Origin of the sequence: Longispora albida DSM 44784, from assembly GCF_000379825.1 — a bacterium.
Taxonomy (GTDB): domain Bacteria; phylum Actinomycetota; class Actinomycetes; order Mycobacteriales; family Micromonosporaceae; genus Longispora; species Longispora albida.
The window spans coordinates 498,513-523,983 of sequence record NZ_KB903813.1; the positions used below are offsets into that span (position 1 = coordinate 498,513).

General features: G+C 68.4%; 19 protein-coding genes. 9 read left to right on the forward strand and 10 right to left on the reverse strand.

What is annotated here, in order from left to right; all coding sequences use genetic code 11:
- Positions 1-2: 2 nt before the first annotated feature.
- Positions 3-344 carry a hypothetical protein gene (locus A3G1_RS0102445; RefSeq protein ID WP_018347870.1) on the forward strand — a complete coding sequence of 114 codons (342 nt, stop codon included), beginning with the start codon at positions 3-5 and terminating at the stop codon, positions 342-344.
- On the forward strand, positions 344-985 hold the full coding sequence (locus tag A3G1_RS0102450; protein WP_018347871.1) for a RibD family protein: 642 nt from the start codon (positions 344-346) through the stop codon (positions 983-985). Before A3G1_RS0102445 ends, A3G1_RS0102450 begins: the two co-directional genes overlap by 1 nt.
- Here the strand turns inward: A3G1_RS0102450 and A3G1_RS32785 are convergent, their stop codons facing one another.
- The 7 genes from A3G1_RS32785 to A3G1_RS0102485 form a co-directional block, all read right to left on the reverse strand.
- Complete coding sequence (locus A3G1_RS32785; RefSeq protein WP_018347872.1) at positions 986-4,015, reverse strand: AfsR/SARP family transcriptional regulator; 3,030 nt, start codon at positions 4,013-4,015, stop codon at positions 986-988. It lies immediately after the preceding gene.
- 110 nt (positions 4,016-4,125) lie between these two features.
- Positions 4,126-5,127 (reverse strand): ABC transporter ATP-binding protein, encoded by a 1,002-nt coding sequence (locus A3G1_RS0102460; RefSeq protein ID WP_018347873.1) that lies wholly within the window; start codon positions 5,125-5,127, stop codon positions 4,126-4,128.
- Positions 5,120-6,103: an ABC transporter ATP-binding protein gene (locus A3G1_RS0102465; protein WP_051110392.1), complete on the reverse strand. Its 984-nt coding sequence runs from the start codon at positions 6,101-6,103 to the stop codon at positions 5,120-5,122. The genes A3G1_RS0102460 and A3G1_RS0102465 overlap by 8 nt, the downstream gene beginning before the upstream one ends.
- Positions 6,104-6,105: 2 nt before the next feature.
- Positions 6,106-7,065, reverse strand: coding sequence for an ABC transporter permease (locus A3G1_RS0102470; protein WP_018347875.1), 960 nt, complete (start codon positions 7,063-7,065; stop codon positions 6,106-6,108).
- Between the two features lie 15 nt (positions 7,066-7,080).
- Complete coding sequence (locus tag A3G1_RS0102475; protein WP_018347876.1) at positions 7,081-8,013, reverse strand: ABC transporter permease; 933 nt, start codon at positions 8,011-8,013, stop codon at positions 7,081-7,083.
- Positions 8,014-8,110: 97 nt separating this feature from the next.
- Entirely contained in the window at positions 8,111-9,718 is a 1,608-nt protein-coding gene (locus tag A3G1_RS0102480) for a peptide ABC transporter substrate-binding protein (protein WP_018347877.1), read from the reverse strand.
- A gap of 417 nt (positions 9,719-10,135) precedes the next feature.
- Complete coding sequence (locus A3G1_RS0102485; RefSeq protein WP_018347878.1) at positions 10,136-11,716, reverse strand: peptide ABC transporter substrate-binding protein; 1,581 nt, start codon at positions 11,714-11,716, stop codon at positions 10,136-10,138.
- Between the two features lie 158 nt (positions 11,717-11,874).
- On the opposite strand from A3G1_RS0102485, the gene A3G1_RS0102490 reads away from it, so the two are divergent.
- Positions 11,875-12,735 (forward strand): bifunctional methylenetetrahydrofolate dehydrogenase/methenyltetrahydrofolate cyclohydrolase, encoded by an 861-nt coding sequence (locus A3G1_RS0102490; RefSeq protein WP_018347879.1) that lies wholly within the window; start codon positions 11,875-11,877, stop codon positions 12,733-12,735.
- 40 nt (positions 12,736-12,775) lie between these two features.
- Here the strand turns inward: A3G1_RS0102490 and A3G1_RS0102495 are convergent, their stop codons facing one another.
- Positions 12,776-16,621 (reverse strand): endo-alpha-N-acetylgalactosaminidase family protein, encoded by a 3,846-nt coding sequence (locus A3G1_RS0102495; RefSeq protein ID WP_018347880.1) that lies wholly within the window; start codon positions 16,619-16,621, stop codon positions 12,776-12,778.
- 181 nt (positions 16,622-16,802) lie between these two features.
- Here A3G1_RS0102495 and A3G1_RS0102500 point away from each other — a divergent pair, with 181 nt between their 5' ends.
- Complete coding sequence (locus A3G1_RS0102500) at positions 16,803-17,921, forward strand: M23 family metallopeptidase (protein WP_245563423.1); 1,119 nt, start codon at positions 16,803-16,805, stop codon at positions 17,919-17,921.
- A gap of 14 nt (positions 17,922-17,935) precedes the next feature.
- On the forward strand, positions 17,936-18,886 hold the full coding sequence (gene mdh / locus A3G1_RS0102505) for a malate dehydrogenase (protein ID WP_018347882.1): 951 nt from the start codon (positions 17,936-17,938) through the stop codon (positions 18,884-18,886).
- A 224-nt stretch (positions 18,887-19,110) separates the two neighbouring features.
- Here the strand turns inward: mdh and A3G1_RS0102510 are convergent, their stop codons facing one another.
- Complete coding sequence (locus A3G1_RS0102510; RefSeq protein WP_018347883.1) at positions 19,111-20,025, reverse strand: alpha/beta fold hydrolase; 915 nt, start codon at positions 20,023-20,025, stop codon at positions 19,111-19,113.
- Positions 20,026-20,061: 36 nt separating this feature from the next.
- Positions 20,062-20,676 (reverse strand): TetR/AcrR family transcriptional regulator, encoded by a 615-nt coding sequence (locus A3G1_RS32790; protein ID WP_018347884.1) that lies wholly within the window; start codon positions 20,674-20,676, stop codon positions 20,062-20,064.
- 55 nt (positions 20,677-20,731) lie between these two features.
- Between A3G1_RS32790 and A3G1_RS32795 the strand changes: the two genes are divergently transcribed.
- Genes A3G1_RS32795 through A3G1_RS0102535 form a run of 4 tightly spaced genes read left to right on the forward strand, consistent with a single transcriptional unit; the run spans position 20,732 to position 25,470 of the window.
- The gene (locus A3G1_RS32795) at positions 20,732-21,889 is read left to right on the forward strand and encodes an MFS transporter (RefSeq protein ID WP_018347885.1); all 1,158 of its coding nucleotides are present in this window, start codon (positions 20,732-20,734) and stop codon (positions 21,887-21,889) included.
- 58 nt (positions 21,890-21,947) lie between these two features.
- Positions 21,948-23,165 (forward strand): NADP-dependent isocitrate dehydrogenase, encoded by a 1,218-nt coding sequence (locus A3G1_RS0102525; RefSeq protein WP_018347886.1) that lies wholly within the window; start codon positions 21,948-21,950, stop codon positions 23,163-23,165.
- A 58-nt stretch (positions 23,166-23,223) separates the two neighbouring features.
- Complete coding sequence (locus A3G1_RS38025) at positions 23,224-24,780, forward strand: pentapeptide repeat-containing protein (RefSeq protein WP_157640858.1); 1,557 nt, start codon at positions 23,224-23,226, stop codon at positions 24,778-24,780.
- A gap of 33 nt (positions 24,781-24,813) precedes the next feature.
- A complete protein-coding gene (locus tag A3G1_RS0102535) occupies positions 24,814-25,470 on the forward strand; it encodes an HAD family hydrolase (protein ID WP_018347888.1) in 657 nt (218 codons plus the stop codon).
- Position 25,471 lies beyond the last annotated feature (1 nt).

Below are 25,471 nucleotides of genomic sequence, written 5' to 3' on the forward strand. Positions count from 1 at the left end.
GTGTGGACCTCGCCCGCGACGTCGTCATAGACCAGCCGCCACACCTCAAAACGGTCACGGGCATTGTTGGCAGGCCGAACGTCATCCGGAACGCCGACTTCATTCTGGTGATCGGCGGGGCCGGCGGCACGCTTCACGAGGTCGAGCTCGGCCTGGCCGCAGGGATGAGCGTGCTTCCCTTTCCTGCGTCCGGTGGTACGGCGCGGACCGCCTACGAGGTGATGGCTGGCCGGCCCGAGTCGCGTGCCTGGCTGTCCGAAGACGAGTTCCTGGCCCTTGGCCGTTGCGCCACCGCCGAGGAGTACACCAGTGTTGTCGATCGGCTACTGACAAGGAGCAAGTGATGACGGATCGGCCGTACGTGTTGCTGAGCTGCGCCATGTCGATCGACGGGCACATCGACGACAACACCGGAGAGCGGCTGCTGCTGTCGAACGCTGAGGACTTCGACCGCGTGGACGCGGTCCGCGCGACGTGTGACGCGATCCTGGTCGGGGCGAACACGATCCGGCGGGACAACCCCAGGCTGCTCGTGCGCTCGGCGGAACGGCGGGCCGCGCGGGTTCGTGACGGGAAGCCCGAGAGTCCGGTCAAGGTGACGATCTCGGCAAGCGGAAACCTCGATCCGGCCAGTAACTTCTTCGCGTCAGGGAACACCGGGAAGCTGGTCTACAGTGGACGACCCGTGCCTGCGCTGGAGGGCGTGGCCACGGTGGTCGAGACGATCGAGTTGCCGCGTATCCTCACTGATCTGGCCGGCCGGGGCGTCGAGCGGCTGATGGTCGAAGGCGGGAGCACGTTGCACACGCAGTTCCTGACCCAGGGGCTCGCTGACGAGGTGCACCTGGTGGTCGCGCCGTTCTTCGTCGGAGATGACGACGCGCCCACGTTTGTGAATCCGGGCAGGTATCCAGCCAGCCGGATGCGGCTTGCCGGGGTGGAGCAGCTGGGGGACTGCGCGCTGCTCCGATACCTGGTCCGGTGATCAGCTTGCTGCGGCCAGGGCTGCCTGGGCTGCTGGTTCGAGGACTCGGTAGCCGGTGGTGGTGATGATGGCCAGGGCTTCCTTGGCGGCGGTGACGGCGCCGGGGTGGTCGCCGAGGGCTGTGCGGGCTTCTGAGATGAGCGTGAGGGTGCGGGCCTCGGAGACGGCGACGCCGGCCTCTCTGGCCACGGCGAGGGCCTGGTCGAGCACAGTGGACGCCGCTGCGGGGTCGCCTTCGCTGAGGTCGAGCATGCCGAGGGTGGCCAGGGCTTCGGCCTTGGTGTAGCCGTTCTGGCTCTCTGTCGCGATGGTGAGTGCGAGTTCGGCCTGGGTGCGGGCTTCGGAGAGGCGGCCGAGGCCTGCGTAGGCCATCGCGAGGCTGTGCCGGGTCATGGCCTCGCCGCGCTGGGTGGCCTGGGCGGCTTGGGCGCCGACCGCCTGGCTCAGATGTTCCGCCGCCAGCTCGTAGTCGCCGCGGTAGATCAGGGTGGTGGCGAGATTGGACCGGCAGTGCGCCTCGCGGCCCTCGGCGCCGATCTCCTGATACCAGGCGAGCGCTGACTCGAAGCCCGCCACCGCCTCGTCGAGGTTGCCGAGCAGGGTGCTCGCGAGGGCCATGTTGTCCCAGTGGACCGTCTCGTAGTGCCGGGAACCGGCGGCCTGCCAGGCGGTCACGCCTTCGAGGTAGTACTGACGGGCCTGGCCGAGCTGGCCGTATACCAGGTGGGCGTTGGCGTAGCCGAGCAGGACGAAGCCCTCCGTGGCAGGGTTGCCGGACTGCCGCGCCGCGACCAGCGCCGGGGCATAGTGCTCGATCGCTTCGGCGTACTTGGCTCGGCTGTAGCGGAGCTGGGCCAGGCTGTTGTGCGCCTCGGCGATGGCTGTCTGGTTGCCGCTGGCCTGGGCGGAACGCAGCGCCGCCTGGCTGGTCAGTTCCCAGTCCTCGAAGGACAGCGAGCGGAACAGGTACGGGCGGACGACTTCGTTGAGCACGTGCACGAGGTCGTGCTGGTTCTCGTTCACGAGGTGGAGCAGGGCCGCTGCCAGGTTGGGGCGCTCGGCTTCGTACCAGGCCATGGCCTCGGGGAGCCCGCCGAGATCCGGCAGCGTCAGGCCGGCGACAGGCTCGGGCAGAGGCGGCAGGATCAGCTGGGAGTTGAGAATCCTGGCCGCCGTGTGGGTCGCGTGCAGGTACCAGCTGACCAGCCGCTCCCGCGCGGCCAGTGAGCCCTCGTCCTCCGCTGCCAGCTCGGCGGCGTAGAGCCGGAGCAGGTCGTGCGGCGCGTACCGGCCGGGCACCGTCTCCTCGACCAGGTGCGCGGTGGCGAGCTGGTCGAGGATCTCGGCAGCCTGGTCCTCGCCGGCCCCGGCCGCAGCGGCCAGAGCGCCGGCCGTGATGTCCGGGCCGGGGAACACCCCGCAGAGACGGAACATCCGGGCGGCCTCGGGGCTGAGTATCGCGTACGACCGCTCGAAGGCTGCCCGGACCGACGCGGCCGGGTCGTCCTCGATGTCGAGAGCGAGGAGGCGGTCGGAGCCGGCGAGTTCGGCGGCGTAACCGGCCAGGTCCCGCTCCGGCAGGTCGGCCAGCAGCGCGCCGGTGATCCGGATGGCGAGCGGCAGGTACCCGCAGAGCCGTGCGATCTCCCCGGCGGCCTCCGCCTCGGCGGCGACCCGGTCCTCGCCGAGCATCCTGGCCAGCAGGGCGGCCGATTCCTCCGGGGTCAGCAGGCCCAGGGTCAGCCGCTGCGCGCCGTCGATGGCGATCAGCCCGGCGAGCCGGTTGCGGCTGGTGATCAGGGTGAGGTTGCCCGGGCCAGCGGTCAGCAGCGGCCTGACCTGCTCGGCGCCGCCCACGTTGTCGAGCACGATCAGCATCCGCCGGCCGGTCGTCAGCTCGCGGAACTGCGCCGCCGCCTCGTCGAGCCCGTCCGGCACCCGCTGAGGCGGCACTCCGAGCGCCCGCAGGAACCGGCCCAGGGCCTCCAGCGGCGTGACCGGCGTGATCATCGAGAAGCCGTGCAGGTTGATGTGCAGCTGCCCGCCGGGGAAGTGCTCACGGGCCTGGTGCGCCCAGTGGATCGCGAGTGCCGTCTTGCCGACACCGCCACTGCCGTCGATCGCCGAGATCACGACCGGGGCAGTGCCATCCTGTACCGAGGGCAGCAGGCCGTCCAGCCAGGACAACGCCGCGACCCGGCCGGTGAAGTCCGCGCTGGACGGCGGGACCTGGTTGGGTACCGGGGACGGGGCCGGGGACGGCTGCGGCTCCGGCGTTCCCGTGCCGAGCTCGTCACGGAGGATCTGCTGTTCGAGGCGGACGAACTCGGGGCCGGGATCGAGCCCGTGTTCCTCGGCGAGCGCCGTCCGGAAGGCACGGGCGGTGGCGAGGGCTTCGGGTTGCCTGCCCGTGCGGTACAGGCTGATCATGAGCTGTTCGGTCAGCCGCGCCCGCAGCGGGTGCTCCGCAGTGAGCACGAAGAGCTCGCCGACCACGTCGGAGTGCCGGCCCAGGTCGAGATCGGCCGCGATCCGGTCCTCGGTGGCTGTCAGCAGCAGCTCGTCGAACTCCGGCCAGATCCGCTGCTTGATCGGCTCGGTGGCCCCGGTACCGAGTACCGGCCCGCGCCACAGGGCCAGCGCCGAGCCGAGCAGCGCGCGGCGCTCGGCCGGGTCGGACAGCCGGCGGCTCTCCTGGTACATCGCGCGGAAGCGCAGCGCGTCCACCTGCTCCGGCGAGCCGGTCAGCAGGTATCCGGAACTCTGGCTCACGATCGCCACACCGGACCGATCCGCGCCGGCGGCGGTGAGCTGTGCGCGCAGCCGGGACACCGCGACCTGGATCGCCGCCCTGGGCTGGCCGGGCAGGTCCTCGCCCCAGATCAGGTCGATCAGCCGGTCGGCTGACACCGGGCCGCCGATGCCGAGCAGGAGAACGCCCAGCACGCAGCGCTCGATCCGCCGGTTGCCGAGCGCGGTGACGACGTCGCCGTCGACCAGCTCGACCCCGCCCAGCACCCGGAACTCCATGCCGCGATCCTATGGGGCCTTACCTGCCCCTGACCTCAGGGTTACCTGCTGCTCTCCCCAAACGAAACGCCCCCGGTGAGTACTCACCGGGGGCGTTTCAACGCAGACCTCTACGCCACGACGTGGCGCAGCTCCGCGAAGTGGCACGCGCTCGGGTGTGCGTCGGCCGAGCGGTCGATCAGGGCCGGCTCCTCCGTCGCGCAGATGTCCTGAGCCTTCCAGCACCGGGTGCGGAAGCGGCAGCCCGACGGCGGGTTGGCCGGGCTGGGCACGTCACCCTCGAGCCGGATGATCTCCCGGTTGGCCCGGGCGGTCGGGTCGGCCACCGGCACCGCGGACAGCAGCGCCTGGGTGTACGGGTGGGTCGGCCGCTCGTAGATCTCCTGCTCGGTGCCGATCTCCACCATCTTGCCCAGGTACATCACGCCGACCCGGTCGGAGATGTGCCGGACGACCGAGAGGTCGTGGGCGATGAAGACGTACGACAGGCCCATCTCCTTCTGGAGACGGCCGAGCAGGTTGATCACCTGGGCCTGGATCGACACGTCGAGCGCCGAAACCGGCTCGTCGCAGACGATCACCTCTGGCCGCAGGGCCAGGGCGCGGGCGATGCCGATCCGCTGGCGCTGGCCGCCGGAGAACTGGTGCGGGTACCGGTTGATGTGCTCCGGGTTGAGGCCGACCAGTTCGAGCAGCTCCTGGACGCGGCGCTGCCGGTCGCCCTTCGGAGCCACCTCCGGGTGGATCTCGTACGGCTCGCCGATGATGTCGCCGACCGTCATCCTCGGGTTGAGCGAGGTGTACGGGTCCTGCATCACCATCTGGATGTTCCGCCGGGTCCTGCGGAGCTCGCCACCCGACTGGCCGAAGATCTGCTGGCCCTTGAAGGTGACGGAGCCGCTGGTCGGCCTCTCCAGCTGCATGATCAGCTTGGCCAGCGTGGACTTGCCACAGCCGGACTCGCCGACGATGCCCAGCGTCTCGCCCTTGTTCAGCTCGAAGGACACGCCGTCGACGGCCTTCACCGAGCCGACCTGGCTCTGGAACAGGATGCCCCGGGTGATCGGGAAGTGCTTCACCAGGTTGCTGACCTGGAGGATCGGCTCAGCCATGGAGGATCTCCTCTGCGAACAGGCAGGCGCTGGTCCGCCCGCCACCCAGGTTCAGCGACGGCGGCACCTTCTCCTGGCACACCTGCTGGGCCATCGGGCACCGCGGGTGGAACGCGCAGCCCGACGGCGGGCGGAGCAGGTTCGGCGGCAGGCCCTTGATGGTGGACAGTTCATGGCCCTTGCTGTCGAGCCGGGGGATCGAGTCGAGCAGGCCCTGGGTGTACGGGTGGGCCGGCTTGGCGTAGATCGAGTGCACGTCGGCGTGCTCGACGATCCGGCCCGCGTACATGACGGCGATCCGGTCGGCCACGTCGGCCACGACGCCCAGGTCGTGCGTGATCAGGATCAGGCCCATGTCGAGCTCGCGGCGCAGTTCGGCCAGGAGGTCCATGATCTGGGCCTGCACGGTCACGTCGAGCGCGGTGGTCGGCTCGTCGGCGATCAGCACCTTCGGGTTCTGGGCCAGCGACATCGCGATCATGACGCGCTGGCGCATGCCGCCGGAGAACTCGTGCGGGTAGTTCTTCAGCCGGTCCTTGGCCGCCGGGATCTTCACGAGATCCATCAGCTCGACGGCGCGCTTCATGGCGACGTCCTTGGCCACGCCCTCGTTCCTGCGGAGGGTCTCGGAGATCTGGAAGCCGACCGAGTACACCGGGTTGAGGGCGGACAGCGCGTCCTGGAAGATCATCGCGATCTCCTTGCCGCGCAGCCGGCGGCGTTCCTCCTCGGGCATGGTGAGGAGGTTGCGGCCCTCGTACCGGATCTCACCGTTGGTGATGACGCCGGGCGGCATGTCGAGGATGCCCATGATCGCCTGGGCGGTCACCGACTTGCCGGAGCCCGACTCGCCGAGGACGGCCAGGGTCTCGCCCGGGTCGAGGTGGTAGGACACCCCGTTGATCACCTTGGCGACGCCGTCGCGGGTGCGGAACTCGATGTGGAGGTTGTCAACCTCCAGCAGGTGGTTGCTCATGATCACCTCAGCCGGGGGTCGAAGGCCTCACGCACGGCGTCGCCGAGCATGATGAACGACAGGACGGTCAGGGACAGGAACGTCGACGGCACCAGCATCGGCACCGCGTTGTCACGGACGCGCTTGGCCGCCTCCGAGATGTCCTTGCCCCACGAGATGATCGGGTCCTGGAGGCCCACGCCGAGGAACGACAGGGTCGCCTCGGCCGTGATGAAGGCGCCCAGCGCGATGGTCAGCACGACGATCACCGGAGCCATCGCGTTCGGCAGGATGTGCCGGACCATGATCCGGCTGTTGGAGGCGCCGAGCATCTTGGCCGCGTGCACGTAGTCCTGCTGCTTCGCCGAGATCACGGAGGAGCGGACGATCCGCGCGGCTGTCGTCCAGCCGAAGATGCCCAGGATGAACACGATCAGCAGCAGCGGGCCCCAGTAACCCTCGCCCTTGCCTGCGCCCTTGAGCGCGACGATCGCGGCGAGCAGCAGCGGGATGCCCAGGATGATGTCGATGATCCGGGCGAGGATCGCGTCGAGGATGCCGCCGTAGAAGCCGGCCAGCATGCCGATCACCACGGCCAGCACGCCGGCCAGGATCGTCGAGTACAGGCCGACCTGGATCGAGGTGCTGGCACCGTGCACGGTACGGGCGAAGACGTCGCAGCCCTGCAGGTTGTAGCCGAAGATCGCGTCCCCGCTCGGGCCCTTCATCGACCGGCCGAGCTCACACGACCGCGGGTCTGCGGAGGTGAACAGCGTCGGGAAGGCCGCCATCACGACCATCACGAGGATGATCAGCGAGGAGATGATGAAGATCGGCTTTCGGCGCAGGTCGTGCCACGCGTCACCGGCCAGGCTGCGCACCTTGCTGGTGTTGTCGGGCTGGCCGGGCGCGCCGGGCTCGCCGGCCGGGCCGGGAGTTGCCGCGTGGTTCTCGGTCGCGGCGACGGTTTCAAAGTCAGACATCGTGAACCGCCCCTCCTACTCGTAACGGATTCGCGGGTCGAGGACGGCGTACAGGATGTCCACGAGCAGGTTGGCCAGCAGGTAGATCACCACGAGGATGCTGACGATCGAGACGACCATCGGGCCGTCCTCGATGTCGATGGCCTTCTTGAGCTCGAAGCCCACGCCCTGGACGTTGAAGATGCCCTCGGTGATGATCGCGCCGCCCATCAGGTTGCCGATCTCGATGCCGAGGAAGGTGACCACGGGGATCAGCGAGTTGCGCAGCACGTGGACGATGGTGATCCGGCGCTTCGCGAGGCCCTTGGCCTTCGCGGTGCGCACGTAGTCGGCGCGCAGGTTCTCGGCGACCGAGGTCCGGGTGAGCCGGACGGCTGTGGCCAGCGCGAGTGAGCCCAGGATGAAGCCGGGCAGGATCAGGCCGAACTGCCCGTCGCGTTCCTCCATGTACGTCACAGGGAAGATGCCGGCCTTCACGCCCAGGCCGAGCTGGAGGGTGAGGCCGAGGACGAAGCTCGGGATGCCGATCACGACGAGGGTGAGCAGCAGGGTGGTGTTGTCGAAGATCCCGCCGCGGCGGATACCGGCGATGACACCGGCCCCGACGCCGAGGATGACGACGAAGATGAAGGCGTACAGCGCCAGGTTGGCCGTGGTGGGCCAGCGCTCGGCGAGGACCTCGGCGATCGGGCGCCCGCCGGAGAGCGAGTTGCCGAGGTCGCCGGTGAGCAGGCCCTTGACGTAGTACCAGTACCGGACGAGGAACGGCTCGTCGAGGTGATACTCCGCGGTGAGCTTGGCCCGGACAGCCTCGTTGACCGGCTTCTCGCCGGCCAGAGCCTGGATCGGGTCACCGCTGGCCTGGAACATCATGTAGTACACGATGAGCGTGGTTCCGAAGAACGCCAGCACCATCTGCAGCAGACGGCGGATTATGTAGCGGAGCATCGTCCCTCCGACGGGAGCCGGGGCCGGTCTGGGCAACAACAAACGACGCTGCCCGGCAGCTCGCGGGGTACGCGAGCTGACCGGGCAGCGTCGGCGATCACTTGGTGTCGATCTTCAGGAGGTCAACCCGGCTGCGGGCGTCGACGAAGACGTCCTTCACCTTGGAGGAGTGACCGAAGACGTTCTGGCCGAAGAACAGCGGGGCGACCGGAACGTCCTTGACCAGGATCTGCTCGGCCTCCTGGTACTTCTTGACCGCGCCCTCGGAGGTGGCCTGCTGGTCACCGGCCGCGACGGTGCTGTCGAACGTCGGGTTGTCGTACCCGTAGTAGTTCGAGGAGCCCTTGGCGGAGTACAGCGGCTGGAGGTACGACTCCATCGACGGGTAGTCCATGGACCAGCCCATGCGGAAGGCACCGATGTCGGTCTTGGCCTGGGCCTTGGTCCGCAGGTCGGCGAACTTCGGCTCAGCGGCGCCGACGCACTTGATGCCCAGGTTCTTCACCAGCTGGTTGCAGATGGCGTCGACCCACTCCTTGTGGCCACCGTCCTGGTTGTACGTGATGGTCAGCGAGCCGGTCGGCAGGCCGCCAGCGGCGTCCAGGATCTCCTTGGCCTTCTTCGCGTCGTACTTGACCGCGTCGCCACCGGAGCCGGCCACGTAACCGGGCACGACCGGGGAGACGAACGAGTCAGCGGCCTTGCGGGTGCCCTTGAAGACGACGTCCACGATCTCCTGGCGGTTGATCGCCATCGAGATCGCCTTGCGGACCTCGGGGTTCGTGAACTTCGGGTTGTAGGCCGGCAGGGCCAGGAAGGTGAAGCTGGAGGACGGGCTCAGCTTGTACCGGTCGCCCAGGTCGCCCTTCGCCGAACCGAGGCTCTCGGTCGGGATGGCGGTCATGACGTCCACGTTGTTGGCCTGCAGGTCCGCGTACTGCGCGGTCGGCTGCTGGTACACGCGGAACTCGACGGTCTTGACCTTGGGCTTGGTGCCCTTGTAGCCGTCGTACGCCTCGACCGTGATCTTCTTGTCGTGCTCCCAGCTGCCCTTCATCTTGAAGGGGCCGTTGCCGATCGGAGCCTCGTTGTACTTCTTGATGTCCGCGAAGGCAGCCTTCGGCATCGGGTAGAAGACGTTGTAGCTCATGACGGCCTTCCACTCAGCGAACGGCTGAGAGAGGGTCACCGTGAAGGTCTTGTCGTCGACCTTCTTGAGCCCGGTCATCTCCTTGGCGGCCGGGGTGGCCTTCTTGTCCGCCGGGTTGAGGGCCTTGTAGCCATCGATCCGGCTGAAGAAGTTGTTGCCTTCCTGGCCGTTCGGCGCGTAGGCACCGAAGTTCCAGGAGTCGATGTAGTCCTGCGCGGTGACCTTGTCGCCGTTGTGGAAGGTGTAACCCTCCTTGAGCGTGATCGTCCACGTCTTGGAGTCCGTGGTGTCGATCTTCTCGGCCGCGTCCAGCACGATCTTGTTGTCGCCCGGGTTGACCTTGGTCAGACCAGCGAACAGCGAGTCGACGACCTGGCCACCGGAACTGTCGTTCACGTTGGTGGGGGTCAGGTGCTTCGGCTCGGCGATACCGATGCTGACGGTGCCGCCACCACCAGCGCCGCTGCCCTTGTCCTCGCCCTTGCCACAGGCAGCCAGTGCCGCGGTGGCAACGACGGGGATGGCAACCAGTGCGGCAATCTTGCGTACTCGCATGGATCCTCCTCGTCTCCCTCAGGCTGTGCACCGCGACGGGGGTCTGCCGGCGGACAGCGACGCAAAGGTATGGGTTGCGTCGCTGCGACAGCAAACCGAAACGGTTACGGGTCCGTAACGACTACTGGCTTAAGTTCTTGTCAATATGTGACCGCCGTGTTATTGAGTCACGCACGGAAATCGCGAACCTATTGCACTGTTCATGGCTTTTGAGCCTAGTCAGCTGAAGTGATGGGAGTCGCAACATCGAAGACTTTCCATCATCGGTAAGGCTGCTTTATCCGCTCATGTCACCACTGTGGGATGGTTTGTCCTGAGTGCGATTACACAGGGTGACCTTTACCACGGCCGCAGGCGAGCGGGGTTGCGACCGGTACGCCCGGAGGATCCCCCGCTCATCCATTGGTCTACCAGGCTCTAAGCCGTTTCGATCTTGATGAGGTCCACTCGGGTGAACGGGTTGATCTCCACGTTCTTCACCTTCGTCGAGTAACCGTAGACGTTCTGCCCGAAGAAGAGCGGAGCCACCGGGAGGTCCTTGGCGAGCATGTCCTCGGCCTCCTGGTACTTCTTGATCGCCGCGTCGGCGGTCGGCTCCCGGTTACCCGCTGCGACCGTCTGGTCGAACGTGGTGTTGGCGTAGCCGTAGTAGTTCGACGACCCGTTCGTGGTGTAGACCGGCGTCAGGTAGTTCTCCATCGACGGGTAGTCCATCGCCCAGCCGAGCCGGAAGGCCCCGATGTCCGTCTTGGCCTTCGCCTTGGTCCGCAGGTCGGCGAACTTCGGCTCACCGGCACCGACGCAGCCGACGCCCAGGTTCTTGATGAGCTGGTTGCAGATGGCGTCGACCCACTCCTTGTGCCCGCCGTCCACGTTGTACGTGATCAGGAGCTGCCCGCCTGGCAGGCCGCCCGCCGCGGTCAGCAGCTCCTTGGCCTTGGCCGGGTCGTACTTGCAGCCGTCGCCGCACGAGTCGGCCCGGTAGCCGGCCACGACGGGGGAGACGAAGGCGTACGCTGGCGAGCGCGAGTCCTTGAAGATCGTCTTCGTGATCTCCTCGCGGTCGATCGCCTTGGAGATCGCCCGCCGCACCTCGGGGTTCTTGAACTTGTCGTTGTACAGCGGCAGCGCGAGGAACGTGAAGGACGAGGACGGGCTGTTCTTGAACCGGTCGCCCAGGTCCTTCTTCGCCGACCCGAGGCTCTCGGTCGGGATGGTCGTCATGACGTCGACGTTGTTGGCCTGCAGGTCGGCGTACTCGGCCGTCGGCTGCTGGTACACCCGGAACTCGATGCCCTTGACCTTGGGCTTCTCGCCCTTGTACCCGTCGTATGCCGAGACGGTGATCTTCTTGTCGTGCTCCCAGGTGCCGTCCATCTTGAACGGTCCCTGGCCGACCGGCGCCTCCTTGTACTTGTTCATGTCGGCGAAGGCGGCCTTCGGCATCGGCACGAAGGTGCTGTAGCCGAGCTTCGCCCGGTACTCGGCGTACGGCGCGTCGAGCGTGACGGTGAACGTCGTGTCGTCCACCTTCTTCAGCCCGGTCAGCTCCTTGGCGGCCGGGGTCGCGCCCTGGAGTGCCGCGTAGCCCTCGATGCCCTCGAAGAAGCTGTTGTTCTCCTGCGCGTTGGGGGCGTATGCGCCGTAGTTCCAGGTGTCGATGTAGTCCTGGGCTGTCACCGGCGTGCCGTCGTGGAAGGTCCAGCCGCTCTTCAGCTTGATCGTCCAGACCTTGCTGTCGCTGGTGGTGATGTCCTCGGCCGCCGCGTTGACCGGCTTGTTGGCCTTGTCGAAGACCACCAGGTTCGTGAACAGCGCCTCGACCACCTGGCCGCCCGGGGTGTCGTTCGCGTTCGTCGGCACGATGTGCTTCGGCTCGCCGATCCCGATACTGATCTTGCCATCACTGCTGCCGCCCCCCGAGCCGCCGCACGCCGCCAGCGCCACCGTGGCGAGGACGGGCACGACGGCCAGCGCGGCAATTCTGCGTGCGCGCATGGCCCCCTCAATCACTAAGGCATGATTTGCCACATATCACCGTAATCCACAGGCCTCTGACCAGGACTTTCCCCCGCCGGCCCAGACCAAGATCAAGATCATGTTTTTCTGGTACCGGCTGTGAGGCCGCAACCGCCCAGCGTGGAACAATCAGCGCTGTGACGGCGAAGACTCTCGACGGCAAGGCCACGGCGGCGGCGATCAAGGAAGAGCTGCGGCAGCGGGTGGCGAAACTGGCCGAGCGGGGCATCGTGCCCGGCCTCGGCACGATCCTGGTCGGCGACGATCCGGGTTCGCACGCGTACGTGGCTGGCAAGCACCGGGACTGTGCCGAGGTGGGCATCGCCTCGATCGCCCGCGAGCTGCCGGCCGACGCCAGCCAGGAGCAGGTGGCCGCGGTGGTCGCGGAGCTGAACGCCGACCCGGCCTGCCACGGGTACATCGTGCAGCTGCCGCTGCCGTCCCAGGTGGACACCCAGGCGATCCTGGAGCTGATCGACCCGGGCAAGGACGCCGACGGGCTGCACCCGGTCAACCTGGGCCGGCTCGTGCTCGGCTTCGAGGCCCCGCTGCCGTGTACGCCGCGCGGGATCGTGGAGCTGCTCACCCGCTACGGCATCGGGCTGCGGGGCGCCGAGGTGACGGTGGTCGGCCGGGGTACGACGGTGGGCCGCCCGCTCGGCCTGCTGCTGACCCGGCGCTCGGAGAACGCGACGGTCACCCTGTGCCACACCGGTACCCGTGACCTGGCAGCCCACACCCGCGCCGCCGACATCGTGATCGTCGCGGCCGGCGTTCCGGGGCTGCTCACGGCGGACATGGTCCGGCCGGGTGCCGTGGTCGTGGACGTGGGCATCACCCGGGTGGTCGGCGAGGACGGCAAGGGCCGGTACACCGGTGACGTCGCCCCCGAGGTCAGCGAGGTGGCCGGCTGGCTGGCCCCGATGCCCGGCGGGATCGGCCCGATGACCCGCGCGATGCTCCTCGCGAACGTGGTGGAGACAGCGGAACGGATGTGACGAGAAGAGGCCCCCGTCCGGGGGCCTCTTCTCACAGCGATCAGGTACCGGAGACGTTCAGTTCCGCTACCGAGGTCCACGCCCCGCCGTTGACTTCGGTCAGCGTGCGCAGCTTCACGTACCGGCCGGTCCTTCCGGTCACGCACGCCGACTGCTCGGTCGCCGCGTTGGTCCACGTACCCGTCGCGGCGGCCGTGCCCCAGTTGGTGCCGTCGGCCGACACGTACACCTCGTAGTTCGCGATGCGGCCGTTGGTGCCGGTCTGCCGGGGCAGGTAGTACAGGCAGCTCACGGCGTAGGACCGGCCGAGGTCGAGAACGATCTCGTGCGGCGGTGGGGTGTCCGGGTCGACCTGCGACCACGCGGTGTGCCACAGGGTCGCGGTGTCGCCGTCGAGAACGTTCGCGCCCCCGCCACTGGTTGCCGTGTCTGCGCTGTCGACCGACACCACCGACATCGAGGACTGGCTGATCCGGGAGGCGGCGGCCACGCCGACGTTCAGCTCGGCGACGGAGGTCCACGCGTTGCCGCCGACCTCGCTCAGCGCGCGGAGCCGCACGTAACGCCCGCTCTTCGCGGTGAAGGAGACGGTCTGCTCGGCTGCCGCGTTCGGGAAGGTGCCGGTCGCGACCGCCGTTCCCCAGTTCGTCCCGTCCGCCGACACGTACACCTCGTAGTTCGCGATGCGGCCGTTGGACTGGGTCTGGCGGGGGAGGTAGTAGAGGTTGCTCACGGAGTACGTGCCGCCGAGGTCAAGCTGGATCTCGTGGGGCATCGGCGCGGTCGTGCCCGACCACTGGGTGTGCCAGATCGTCGACGAGTTGCCGTCGAGGACGTTCGCGCACGGCGCGTTCTCGCCGGAGAGTTCCTGGCTGTCGCAGTACTTGACGGACATAAGCGCCTGGTTGAGCCGGTTCGAGCCGCCACCGCCGCCCGGGCCGGCGTCGTCGATCACGAGGTCGTCGATGACCAGGTCGCGGTCCTGTCCGGAGGTGTTGCTGACCCGGCTCACCCCGATCCACGACTCGCCGGTAGACGACGCGTCGAAGGTCAGGGCGAAGGACTGAGGCGTACGTGCCTGCGCGAAGTTCGTCGTGGACACAGTGGACGAACCGTCGCCGACGACGAAGGCGTAGTCCCCGGCGTACGCCTGCTCGAACTTCAGGCTCACCGAGTACTTCCGCCCCGGCGTGAACCGCACTGTCTGCGGCAGCGTCCGGTACACCAGGCCTGCCGACTCCTCGTGCGTCTTGAGCGAGTTGCTGCCCCCGATCACGTCGTCGATCGGCTTGCCGTTCCAGCCGGCCTGCGTGTACGGGGCGTGCTTCTGGGCGATGTGGCTGCGCGGGTCCTTGTCGTGGCCCGGGCCGCCGGCGAAGGGTCCCCAGCCGCCGGTCGTGTTCTCGAAGTCCTCGACGAGGTGGTGGGTGCCCTGAGCCGTCCGGGCGCCGGCGAAGACGCGCACGTCGTCGAACAGCACGGCGCTGGTGCCCGCTGCGGCGGAGAGGGTGAGGGTGGGGCTTCCTCCGGCGGGTACATCGAAGAAGACCTGCATTTTCTGCATGGTGGAGCCGTATTTCTCGTCGCCACCGATGTTGTTCGTGAAAGTGGAAGAGGTCGTGTAGGCGGAAGTGCCGCCAACGTCCAGAGTGGCCTTCCGGCCGCCAGCGGTCTTCACGTTGACCGAGGCCGAGTAGCTGCCGGCCGGGAGCCCGGTCAGCGGCTGCGAAACCGAGCCCGCGCCGGAACCGAACGACAGCTCGCTCTGGCCGAGGGAGTTACGGACCACGGAGGCGGAGCCGCTGACCGTCCAGTTGTTCAGGTTGCCGGAGTAGAAACGCGGGTCCTTGAGCGGCTGGCCCTCGCCCCACTTCACGTCAGCCACGGCCGGAGCGGTGGTCGGGTAGACGACGTACGCGGTCCTGGCGGTCGCGGTGATCGAAACCTGGCCACCTGTGACCGCGAGATCCGAGACGAGGACGCGGCCCTGGTCGGTGAGCCGGTAGAGCTTCACAGTGGACGATCCGGCCCAGGAGGACGGCAGTGACCAGGTGGTCGTGCCGCCCTGGTCGTTCCAGTGGTAGAGCTTGGTCTCGGCGGCCTGGCTCCACGGCAGCAGGTAGTTCTTGCCGTCGAGGACCGGGTGGCCGTCCTTGCTGATCGTCCGCTTGCTGCCGGACATGGTCACGGAGACGCCGGAGGACAGGTCGATCCGGTTCGCCGCCCACTTCTGGATGGTGAAACCCTGGAGGTACTTGGTCGGCAGATCCGTGCCGAACGTGGTGTTGAGGAAGCTGCCGAAGTTGTTCTTCCCCTGCCAGCCCTCGTACGCCTCGATCTCAGCCCCGCCCAGCATCGGGTCCCGCGCGATCCAGTCGTCGCGCTGGTGGTTACGGATGAACCGCGTGATCTGCGAGTTGATGCCCTTGTAGTCGGAGCCGCCGTAGTTCACGTCGGTGGCCCAGTGGTTCCACAGGGTGTTCTCCTCGAACTTGTCGGGGAACTCGGTGGCGACCTGGTACCCCAGCCCGTTGATCTCCCGCGCGAGTTTCCGCGTCTCCCAGCCGTCCCGGTACCAGACGTCCACGTACAGGAACTTCAGGTCGGGCGCGGCGGTCTTCAGCTCCTGGAGCCGGGCCAGCCGGTTACCGGAGTTGGCGTCGTCGCGGTGCCGGATGACGTACGACTGGTCGAGCCAGTTCCAGCCCTTGGCATTGACGTCCACAAGGGACTCGGAGAACGAGCTGGCGACCGGGTACGACTCCTGAGCGTTGACGTGCACGCCGAAGTCCGCGTTGTACTGCGCCCCGGCCGTGGTCAGCGTCCGCAGGTCGCCGGCACCGCCCTGCCTCGGCCCGACGAAGCCGTAGTCGGGGTGCGCGGAGTCGTGCCCCTCCGACCCGTACCCCTTGAGCAGCACGAACTGCCCGAGCCCGTCCGTGGCCAGCGAGACCCGCTTCGTCTCGTCGAGCGTCTGGAGGAACGGGTGCGTGGCCTGCGAGGCGAAGTTGAACGGGATGCGCTGCACGACCCGGTCCTTCGTCTCCTCCCAGCCGAGCGGGTTCGTCATGATGTCCCGGAAGGCGATCGCCCCGTCCTGCCAGTCGGTGACCGCGTCGCCGTTGCGGTCCGGGGTGACGACGACCTTCGCGAACGGCAGCGGCTCGGTGGCCGGCGCGCCGGACGGGCGGTAGAGCCAGTCGCCGCTCCACAGGCCGGCCCGCCGGTACCCGGACTTGCTCACGACCTGCTTGTAGATGCGCGCGTTCTCGTTCGCCGTGGCCCCCGACGGCGTGTCGTAGTAGGAGTTCGTGGCGATCGACGCGGCGAGCTGGCCGGTGTTCACGATCGCGTACATCTGGCCCTGCGGTGCGGAGTCAGCCGCAGTGCTGGCCGTGAGCGAGGTGAACGTGTCGCCCGTGCCGGTCGTCGCGGTGTGCATGCGCGTCGTGGCCAGCGCGGTCCCGCCCTGCGTACTGCGCACGGAAACGAGATTGTGGCCCGGGATCGCGATCGTCCTGATGGCGGCGTTCGGGTCGGTGATCGAGGTGACCCGGAACTCCACAGTGGAATCCGCGACGGAGATCCGCGCGTGGATGGCCGCGCCGCCGCTCAGCGTGAGCGTGTAGTCGACCCGGTCGGCCGCCGTCGTGCTTGTGACCGCCGGCGTCTGCGTAGCGCCGTTGATGGTGACCTGGCTGAGTGCGTCCTCGTTGCCGTACAGCACATTGCCGGTACCGCGATGGGTGTAGTCGATGACCCGGGGGAAATCGCTGTCCACGCGCACCGACAGCGCGCCGGAGGAGATCGTGACCGGCGTACCGGCCTGGGCGGGAGAGGCCAGCAGGGGGACGGAGAGCGCGCCGCAGGCTAGTGCGGCTGCCATGAGGGGATGACCGCGCATCGAAGGGCTCCTGTGTCCGGGCGTGTCAGAGTGAGTCGAGTCTGAGCGTGTTCTAGCTCACAAGTCAACAGGTTCGATCAGATTTGCTCATGTCGGCGCATCGGAACCCGACACGCCGGGCGCGATCCCGGGGCGACTCGCCGGGATTGTCCATGATCTGACGATGCGGAGACGTATGGCTTTTGCGACGTTACTGATCCTCACCGGCACCCTGGGCGTTCCCGCGCACGCCGCCCCGGCCCCCGCCGCCGGACCCGCCGTCGAAGAGAGCGTGTCCCGGCAGGTCCGCGCGAAACTCCGGCTCGAGAAGACGCATCCGGTGAAGGTGTCCGTGCGGCGCGGCGACAGCGACTCGGGCGCATTCGGCACTGCGGTCGTCCCCGGCGGTACGGAACTCCCGCAAGGCTGGCTCTTCCTCTATTCGGACGGCCGGACGGCACTCGAAGGCGACCCCGACTTCGCGAAACTCGCAACGAAGGTGCCGTCCCTTTCGGACGACGAGAAACGAGTGTTCACGAGCCGCTCGGCACCCGACTACCGCACCGGGATGCGCCTGCCCTTCGCCCTCGGCCAGTCCTGGTACCTGACGGGCGGCCCGCACACGATGGCCGGCGGTCCGCGCAGCTCGATCGACCTGGCCGGCGGCGACGGCAGGGTACTCGCCGCGCGCGGCGGGCTGGCCTACACGATGTGCAACTCGGGGAAGGGCTGGCTGCGCGTCGTCCACGACAACGGTTTCTCCACCGACTACTACCACCTCGAAGGAAACATCGCGGCGGACGGCAAGGCGCTCGCAGAGGGCGATTTTCTCGGCAACATCGGCAACGACGTCTCGTGCGGGGGCCGTAGTTCCGGGAAACACGTCCATTTCGCGCTCCGCCGCGACGGCGCGTACACGCCCATCGACCACTACGCGTTCGGCAAGTGGGTGATCCGCGCGTCGGGCTCAGACTACGACGGCTACGCCCTGCACGGCTCGACCCGCAGGGACGCCGGCCAGACCATCCAGAACCACGGCGTGCTCGGCCCCAGGCAGGGCATCGTGGACACCGACGGCGGCACGGCGCTCAACCGCCGCTCCGGGCCTGGTACCAGCAACCCGGTGGCCGGCACCGTCGCCGACGGGGAGACCGTGGACATCGTGTGCTCCGCGCCGGGCACCGAGCACGCCGGCCGCGACGGGTACCGCAGCAGCATGTGGGACAAGCTCGCCGACGGTACATGGGTGAGTGATGTTTATCTGTGGACGGGCACGGGCGAACCGGTGGCTGGCTACTGCTGATACCGTCCGAAGCTATGGGTAAAAAGGTCACCGTCGTCGGCGCCGGTTTCTACGGGTCCACGACCGCACAGCGACTCGCTGAGTACAACATCTTCGACACGGTCGTCCTGACCGACATCGTCGAGGGCAAGCCCGAGGGCCTGGCTCTCGACCTCAACCAGTCCCGGTCGATCGAGGGCTTCGAGACCAAGGTCGTCGGCCAGACCACCGGCCCGAACGGCGAGGGCTACGAGGCCATCTCTGGTTCCGACATCGTCGTGATCACCGCTGGCCTGCCCCGCAAGCCCGGCATGAGCCGGATGGACCTGATCGAGGTCAACGCCAAGATCGTGCGGAGCGTGGCGGAGAACGTCGCCAAGCACGCCCCCGAGGCCGTGATCATCGTCGTGTCCAACCCGCTGGACGAGATGACCGCCCTGGCCCAGATCGCCAGCCAGTTCCCGAAGAACCGGGTGCTCGGCCAGGCCGGCATGCTGGACACCGCCCGGTTCACGCACTTCGTGGCCGAGGAGCTGAAGGTCCCGGTCGCTTCGGTCAAGACCCTGACGCTCGGCTCGCACGGCGACACGATGGTGCCGGTGCCCTCGCACTGCACCGTCGACGGCAAGCCGCTCTCGGAGCTGCTCCCGGCTGACAAGATCGAGGAGCTGGTCGTCCGGACCCGTAACGGTGGCGCCGAGGTCGTGGCGCTGCTCAAGACCGGTTCGGCCTACTACGCCCCGTCGGCGGCTGCCGCCCGCATGGCCAAGGCCGTCGCCGAGGACTCCGGCGCGGTCATGCCGGTCTGCGCGTGGGTCGACGGCGAGTACGGCATCGAGGGTGTCTACCTCGGTGTCGAGGCCGAGATCGGCGCCGCCGGCGTCCGCAAGGTCGTCGAGACCAAGCTGACCGACGCCGAGGTCGCCGACCTCAAGGCCGCCTCCGAGGCCGTCCGCGCCAAGCAGGCGGACGTCGCCAGCCTCTAAGCACGCCTGACAACGGCCCCGGGAGTCCGCTCCCGGGGCCGTTCGCTGTCAGATCAAGATCATTACTTTGTACCCGCTGCCACCACCCGCCGCCCGCCGGCAGTCCGGCGAACCCGCCGCCGTGGTGCCGTCCGCTGCACCCGCCCCCGAGTCAGCGGTCTCCGGCCTCCTTCCTGTTCACCCGAGTGGCCCGCTCGCCGGGCGTGGCGGGTGTGCCCGGCCGCTCAGCTCCGCGCGGCCCGCTCGCACACGTCGCGGATCGCCTGGACCACGACGTCGGCCCGCTCGAAGATCAGCCGGCTGTGGTCGGTGTCGGTGAGGACGCGGTGCTCGCCGTGGGTGACGGAAGCCGCCATGTCCGCAGCCTGGCGGGTCTTGCCGTCGTGCAGGGCCTGGAGCTGCTCTTCCGGCATCAGCGCCTGCTGGTTGGGGTCGACGGCGAGCGGGGTGACCGTGATCAGCGGGACGTCGGGCAGGGCAGGACCGGCCTTCAGCTCCGCCGCGAGGACGTCCAGGCCGGTGCGCTCGGCGATGCCGGCACTGATCCACCTGTCGCTCACGTGGTACTCGGTCACGGCCTCACGTACGTCCTCGGGGAAGTCCACGAGCGCCAGGCTGACCATCGTGCGGATGAACGGCAGGGCCCCTTCGAGCTGTTCGCGGGTGGGTGCGATGGCCTCGCTCGCCGCCAGGCTGTTGCCGGCCGGCACGTAGTCGTCCCAGTCGTGGTGGAAGGCGTCCAGCCAGACGAACCCGGCCACGTCCTGCGGGTACAGCTGCGCGAACCGGTGGGCGTACGCCCCGCCGAGCGAGTGCGGCACCAGCACGTACGGCCCCGGAACGCCCTGGGCCTCCAGCAGCTCGCGCAGCTCCGTGGCCACCGCCTCGGCAGTACGCGGCAGCGGGACCTCGTCGCTGTACCCGGTGCCGCTGCGGTCGTACACCACGGCCGTGGCGAACTCCGCGACCTCCTGCTGGAGCCCGTAGTAGTCCAGGCCGATCGCGCTGGCACCGGGCAGGAACACGACGACCGGCCCGCCGCTGCCCGACCGGTGCACGAAGAGCCGCCGGCCGCCGACCTCCTGGAACTCGCCGACCGGAGGAGTGAGCTGGGCTGAGGTGGCGCTGGTGTAAGTCATGCGCCTACTCTCAGCGTCCAGCCTTTCACCGCCCTGTCACAGCCCTGACACGTTCCCTGACACCGTGTCCGTGTTCTGCCGCAGGGCCTTCCGGGTGAAGTCTGCGATGAAGTCCCGCAGGGCCAGCCGCCCCTCCTCCGTGCTGGACTCGCCGTTCGTGATCAGGCTGCCCATGACCGGCATCGCGTGCGGCCAGCCGGCCAGTCCGAAGAGGACGAAGAGCAGCCGGGAGGCCTCCGGGCCCGGCGGGATGCCGAGCGCGGCGGCGAGGGTCTCCATCCGTTCCTGGTACATCGCGCGGCGCTCGGCGGCGTCGGGGACGGTGTCCGGCGTGCACTGGAGCCCCTCCCAGACGAGCATCCGGATCAGGTGCGGGTGCCGGGCGTGGAAGTCGAAGATCTTGCCGACGTACGCACCGGGGTCGGAGGCGTCGTGCGGGGTCGCGGCCCTGATCTCGGTGACGCAGTCGGCGAACACCACCTCGTAGAGCCCGTCCTTGCTGCCGAAGTTGGCGTAGATCCGCTCCTTGTTGCAACCGGCGGCCGCCGCGATCCGGTCGACGCGGGCTCCGGCGAGGCCGTGCTCGGAGAACTCGGCCCGGGCGGCGGCGAGCAGTCGCTTGCGGGTGTCTGTGGTGGCGGGGCGCGGCATGGGTCACATCCTAGCCTATTGCCAACCAACTAGTTGGTTGGCTACGGTCACTCCCATGATCAACGTCCCGTTCGGCCGGACCCTCGCCGCCCTCATCGCCTCCGGCATGTTCGCCACCGGCCAGCTCTACCTGGCCATCCCGCTAGCCCCGGCCATGGCGGCCGACTGGGGGAGCCAACCCGGCGCCGTGATGGGCACCATCACGGCCTTCGGGCTCGCGTACGCCGCCGGGTTCCTCGTCTTCGGCCCGCTGTCCGACCGGATCGGCCGCCGCCGCGTGATGGTCTACGGCCTGCTCGGTACCGCGCTCACCACGCTCCTGGTCGCGACAGCCTCCAGCCTCGAGCTGGCGTACCCGCTGCGCATCCTCCAGGGCTTCGCGACAGCCTCCTTCGCCCCCGCCGCGCTCGCGTACCTCGGCGAGCGGATCGTCCCGCACCGCCGCGGTATCGCGATCGCCTCCCTGACCTCGTCGTTCATGGCCTCGGCCAGCCTGGCCCAGCTCGGCGGGCAGGCTCTCGCGGCCCACTGGCGGGCGGCGTTCGTGGCCGGCGGTATCGCGCTGGTCATCGCGGCCGGCATCGTCCGCCTCGTCCTCCAGCCCGACCCGGCGGAGCGGTCGGCGCTGCCCTCGCCGATCGCCGCGCTCGGCCGGCTGGCCCGCGACCGGCGGCTGGTCCTGCTCTACCTGGCGGCGCTCGCCCCGCTCGCCGGCTTCGTCGCGATCTTCACGGCCTTCCAGCTGTCCGGCGACTTCTCCTCCGGAGAGCTGTCCGCGCTCCGGGCCGGAGTCCTGCCAGCCGTCGTCGCCATCCCGTTCGCCGCGAGGTGGCTGGGCCGCATCCCTGCCGTCCGCCGGTACGCGTACCTGATGCTCGTCGCCGCCGTCCTCGCGATCTACCTGGCCGTCGTCCAGCCCGGCGTGGTGGTGACCGGGATCGTGATCGCCGGCTTCGTCTTCGCGATCGGCACGGCGTCCCCGGCCCTCGTCGAGGCGATCGGCGCCCGGGTACCGGAGATCCGTGGCACGGCCGTCTCGGTCTTCACCGCGATGCTCTTCGTCGGCGCGAGCGCTGGCGCCCCGCTGGCGAACGCCGCCGGTACCGGGGTCGGCATCGCTGTGGCCCTGCTCAGCGTGGCGGGGGCCGGCCTGGCGCTCGGATTCACCCGGCGGGCGGCAGTGCCATCCGTCACCCCGCCTGCCACGGCCTGACCGATGCCAGTACGCTCGTACTGTTAGAGGTCACCCATAGACGAGGAGTGCGCCGACGATGGCGAAGATCAAGGTAAAGAACCCGGTCGTCGAGCTCGACGGCGACGAGATGACCCGGATCATCTGGCAGAAGATCAAGGACACCCTGATCCTGCCCTACCTCGACGTGGAGCTGGACTACTACGACCTCGGCATCGAGCACCGTGACGCCACCGACGACCAGGTCACGATCGACGCCGCCAACGCCATCAAGCGGCACGGCGTCGGCGTCAAGTGCGCCACGATCACCCCGGACGAGGCGCGGGTCGAGGAGTTCGGCCTGAAGAAGATGTGGCGGTCCCCGAACGGGACGATCCGTAACATCCTCGGCGGCGTCGTCTTCCGTGAGCCGATCATCATGAGCAACGTGCCGCGGCTCGTCCCCGGCTGGACCAAGCCGATCATCATCGGCCGTCACGCCCACGGCGACCAGTACAAGGCCACCGACTTCGTCGTGCCCGGCCCGGGCAAGCTGACCCTGACCTTCCAGCCCGCCGACGGCGGCGAGCCGATCGAGCACGTCGTCGCCGACTACCCGGGCGGCGGCATCGCGATGGGCATGTACAACTACGACGAGTCGATCCGCGACTTCGCGCGCGCCTCGTTCTCCTACGGCCTGGCCCGCAACTACCCGGTCTACCTGTCGACCAAGAACACGATCCTGAAGGCCTACGACGGCCGGTTCAAGGACCTGTTCCAGGAGGTCTTCGACGCCGAGTTCAAGGCGGACTTCGACGCGGCCGGCCTGACCTACGAGCACCGGCTGATCGACGACATGGTCGCCGCAGCGCTCAAGTGGGAGGGTGGCTACGTCTGGGCCTGCAAGAACTACGACGGTGACGTCCAGTCCGACACCGTGGCCCAGGGCTTCGGCTCGCTCGGCCTGATGACCTCCGTGCTGCTCTCGCCCGACGGCAAGACCGTCGAGGCCGAGGCTGCCCACGGCACCGTCACCCGGCACTACCGCGCCCACCAGCGCGGCGAGAAGACCTCGACCAACCCGATCGCGTCGATCTACGCCTGGACCCAGGGCCTGGCCCACCGGGGCAAGCTGGACGGCACCCCCGAGGTCACCGAGTTCGCCAAGACCCTCGAGCAGGTCTGCGTCGAGACCGTCGAGGGTGGCCAGATGACCAAGGACCTCGCGCTCCTGATCTCCAAGGACGCCCCGTGGCTGAGCACGGACGAGTTCCTGGACGCCCTGGCGACCAACCTGGCGAAGAAGCTCGCCGCCTAAGCATTCCCTGAAAAGGCCCCCGCTCCGGCGGGGGCCTTTTTGTGCTATCAACCTTCACATGTCCACAAAGGAACCGGGCGAGCTGCGCATGCTCAGCATCCGGCACGCGATCGCGATCGGCGTCGGCACCGGAGTCGGCCTGATCGTGCTGCTGTCGGCCGCCGCCTGGGCCGCCGGTGGGTTCCCCTCGCTGCGCCGCGACAGCGAGTTCACGTCCGCGACACTGTTCGAGCTGCTCAAGCTGGTCTTCGCGGTCGTCGGCGGCATCGGGGGCGTCGTAGGGCTCGTCATGCTGTACCGCAAGCAGCGCATCGCCGAAGCCGCCGACGAACGCAGCCACGCGGCGAAACTGCTGGCCGACATCGCCGACGCCCGGGCGGCGCTCGCGGCCGAGCGCGACGTGGTCCGCCTGTTCAACGAACGCTTCGCCAAGGCAGCCGAGCAGCTCGGCTCCGACAAGGCCGCCATCCGCCTCTCCGGCGTGTACGCGATGGCCGGCCTCGCCGACGACTGGACCCACGGCCGCCAGACCTGCATCGAAGTCCTCTGCGCGTACCTGCGCCTGCCGTACACGACCCCGGACGGCGAAGGCGAAGAACAAGACAAAGCCAGAGCGGAACGCCAGGTCCGGTACACGGTGATCCGGATTCTCCGCGACCGGCTCCGCCCGGACGCGAAGGTGTCGTGGCAGGGCCACGACCTGAACTTCACGGGCGCGACCTTCGACGGCGGAGACTTCTCGGGAGCGGAGTTCTCCGCTGGCGATGTCACCTTCCGGGCCTGCCGCTTCGTGGCCGGGGTCGTGGACTTCACCCGGACCCGGTTCACAGGGGCGCGGGTGAGTTTCCTGGAAGCCACGTTCTCCGGAAGTGAGGTGTGGTTCCAGGGTTCGGAGTTCGACAGCGGCGTGGTGGACTTTTCTCTGACCAAAGTCCTGGAGGGGACGCTCGACTTCACTGATGCCAACCTCAGTGGTGGTGAGCTGCGCTGGGAACATGCCCGAATCGAGTCGCTGGTGGCTTTCCGGCGTACGGAGTTCGAGGGTGGGAAGCTGAACTTGGAGCATGCCACTATCACCGGGATGCTCGACTTCGACCAGGCCGCTGTCCACGGTACGGAAATGCGGCTGTCCAGGATCGTCATCACCGAGCAGGGCGGCCTGTTCTTCAATCGCTGCACAGACGTTCACGCTCGCCTGGATCTGAAGGCACTGAACCTGGAGGACGGCCGCCTCGTCTTCCGGGAGTGTGTTCTTGAGACGCAGATCGACTTCTTCGACGCACGGTTGATGGGCGGCAGAGTTGAGTTTCTCCGCTCGACGGTGGGAGAAGTGTTGTTCACCAGTACGCGGCTGCAGGGCGCGAGGCTTTCGTTCGAAGACAGCCAGATCCGTGGTCCGCTGGATTTCAGCCGTGCGGTTCTGAACTCAGGCGCGTTGAGTTTCGCGGGAGCCCGGTTCGACGGCGGACAGGCCACCTTCCACGCCGCTCGTGTTGGCCAGGTCGAACTCCGGGCCGAGGAAAACAGCAAGCTGGACCTCAGCGGAGCGCTGCTGACGCCGGCCGTGCTCAGCCAGCTGCGCGAGCGGAAGCTGCCTGGCGTCCTGCTGCCCTGACACGAACGTTCATGATCGGTTACGGTTGCCGCCATGTCGCAGCCGATCACCACTGTCCTGTTCGACTTCGCCTGGACGCTGTTCGGCCAGGACGCGGAGTTGTGGGTCCGCGAGGCCGCAGCGGTGGTCGGCCGTCCGGTCGCGCCGGGGGAGCCGGAGCGGATCGCCACCGAGTACGCGGACCTGTGCCGGGCGACGGCCACGGATCCGTACCACCGCCGCCGCGATCTGGACCCCGAGGTGTACCGGGAGTCCATTCCCGCGCTCATGGCCCAGGTGGCCGGGGTCGACGAGGTGTTCGCCGCCGCGCTGTACGCCACGCACCTCAGCGCCCTGCGCCCGTACCCGGACGCCGAGCCCACCCTCCGTGCCCTCCACGACCGGGGTGTGCGGATCGGCGTGGTCAGCAACGCCGGCGTGGACATCCGGCCGGCCTGCGTCGAGCACGGCCTCGACCGTTACGTCGACGCGTACGTGATCTCGTACGAGGTGGGACACGTGAAGCCGGACCTGCCGATCTGGGAGGCCGCGCTGAAGGCCCTCGACGCCGATCCGGCCAGCACCCTCATGATCGGTGACCACCCGGCGGGCGACGCGGGCTCGGTGGCGGCCGGGATCGCCGCGCTGATCCTGCCGCCCGTGCCGTCGCTGGCCGAGCGGGGTCTGTCCCGGGTACTGGCGCTCGTCTAGC

Coding starts and splice junctions, on each gene's coding strand:
- A3G1_RS0102450 (WP_018347871.1), top strand. CDS start 344: ATGACGGATCGGCCGTACGTGTTGCTGAGCTGCGCCATGTCGATCGAC.
- A3G1_RS32785 (WP_018347872.1), bottom strand. CDS start 4,015: ATGGAGTTCCGGGTGCTGGGCGGGGTCGAGCTGGTCGACGGCGACGTC.
- A3G1_RS0102460 (WP_018347873.1), bottom strand. CDS start 5,127: ATGGCTGAGCCGATCCTCCAGGTCAGCAACCTGGTGAAGCACTTCCCG.
- A3G1_RS0102465 (WP_051110392.1), bottom strand. CDS start 6,103: ATGAGCAACCACCTGCTGGAGGTTGACAACCTCCACATCGAGTTCCGC.
- A3G1_RS0102470 (WP_018347875.1), bottom strand. CDS start 7,065: ATGTCTGACTTTGAAACCGTCGCCGCGACCGAGAACCACGCGGCAACT.
- A3G1_RS0102475 (WP_018347876.1), bottom strand. CDS start 8,013: ATGCTCCGCTACATAATCCGCCGTCTGCTGCAGATGGTGCTGGCGTTC.
- A3G1_RS0102480 (WP_018347877.1), bottom strand. CDS start 9,718: ATGCGAGTACGCAAGATTGCCGCACTGGTTGCCATCCCCGTCGTTGCC.
- A3G1_RS0102485 (WP_018347878.1), bottom strand. CDS start 11,716: ATGCGCGCACGCAGAATTGCCGCGCTGGCCGTCGTGCCCGTCCTCGCC.
- A3G1_RS0102495 (WP_018347880.1), bottom strand. CDS start 16,621: ATGGCAGCCGCACTAGCCTGCGGCGCGCTCTCCGTCCCCCTGCTGGCC.
- A3G1_RS0102500 (WP_245563423.1), top strand. CDS start 16,803: ATGCGGAGACGTATGGCTTTTGCGACGTTACTGATCCTCACCGGCACC.
- mdh (WP_018347882.1), top strand. CDS start 17,936: ATGGGTAAAAAGGTCACCGTCGTCGGCGCCGGTTTCTACGGGTCCACG.
- A3G1_RS0102510 (WP_018347883.1), bottom strand. CDS start 20,025: ATGACTTACACCAGCGCCACCTCAGCCCAGCTCACTCCTCCGGTCGGC.
- A3G1_RS32790 (WP_018347884.1), bottom strand. CDS start 20,676: ATGCCGCGCCCCGCCACCACAGACACCCGCAAGCGACTGCTCGCCGCC.
- A3G1_RS32795 (WP_018347885.1), top strand. CDS start 20,732: ATGATCAACGTCCCGTTCGGCCGGACCCTCGCCGCCCTCATCGCCTCC.
- A3G1_RS0102525 (WP_018347886.1), top strand. CDS start 21,948: ATGGCGAAGATCAAGGTAAAGAACCCGGTCGTCGAGCTCGACGGCGAC.
- A3G1_RS38025 (WP_157640858.1), top strand. CDS start 23,224: ATGTCCACAAAGGAACCGGGCGAGCTGCGCATGCTCAGCATCCGGCAC.
- A3G1_RS0102535 (WP_018347888.1), top strand. CDS start 24,814: ATGTCGCAGCCGATCACCACTGTCCTGTTCGACTTCGCCTGGACGCTG.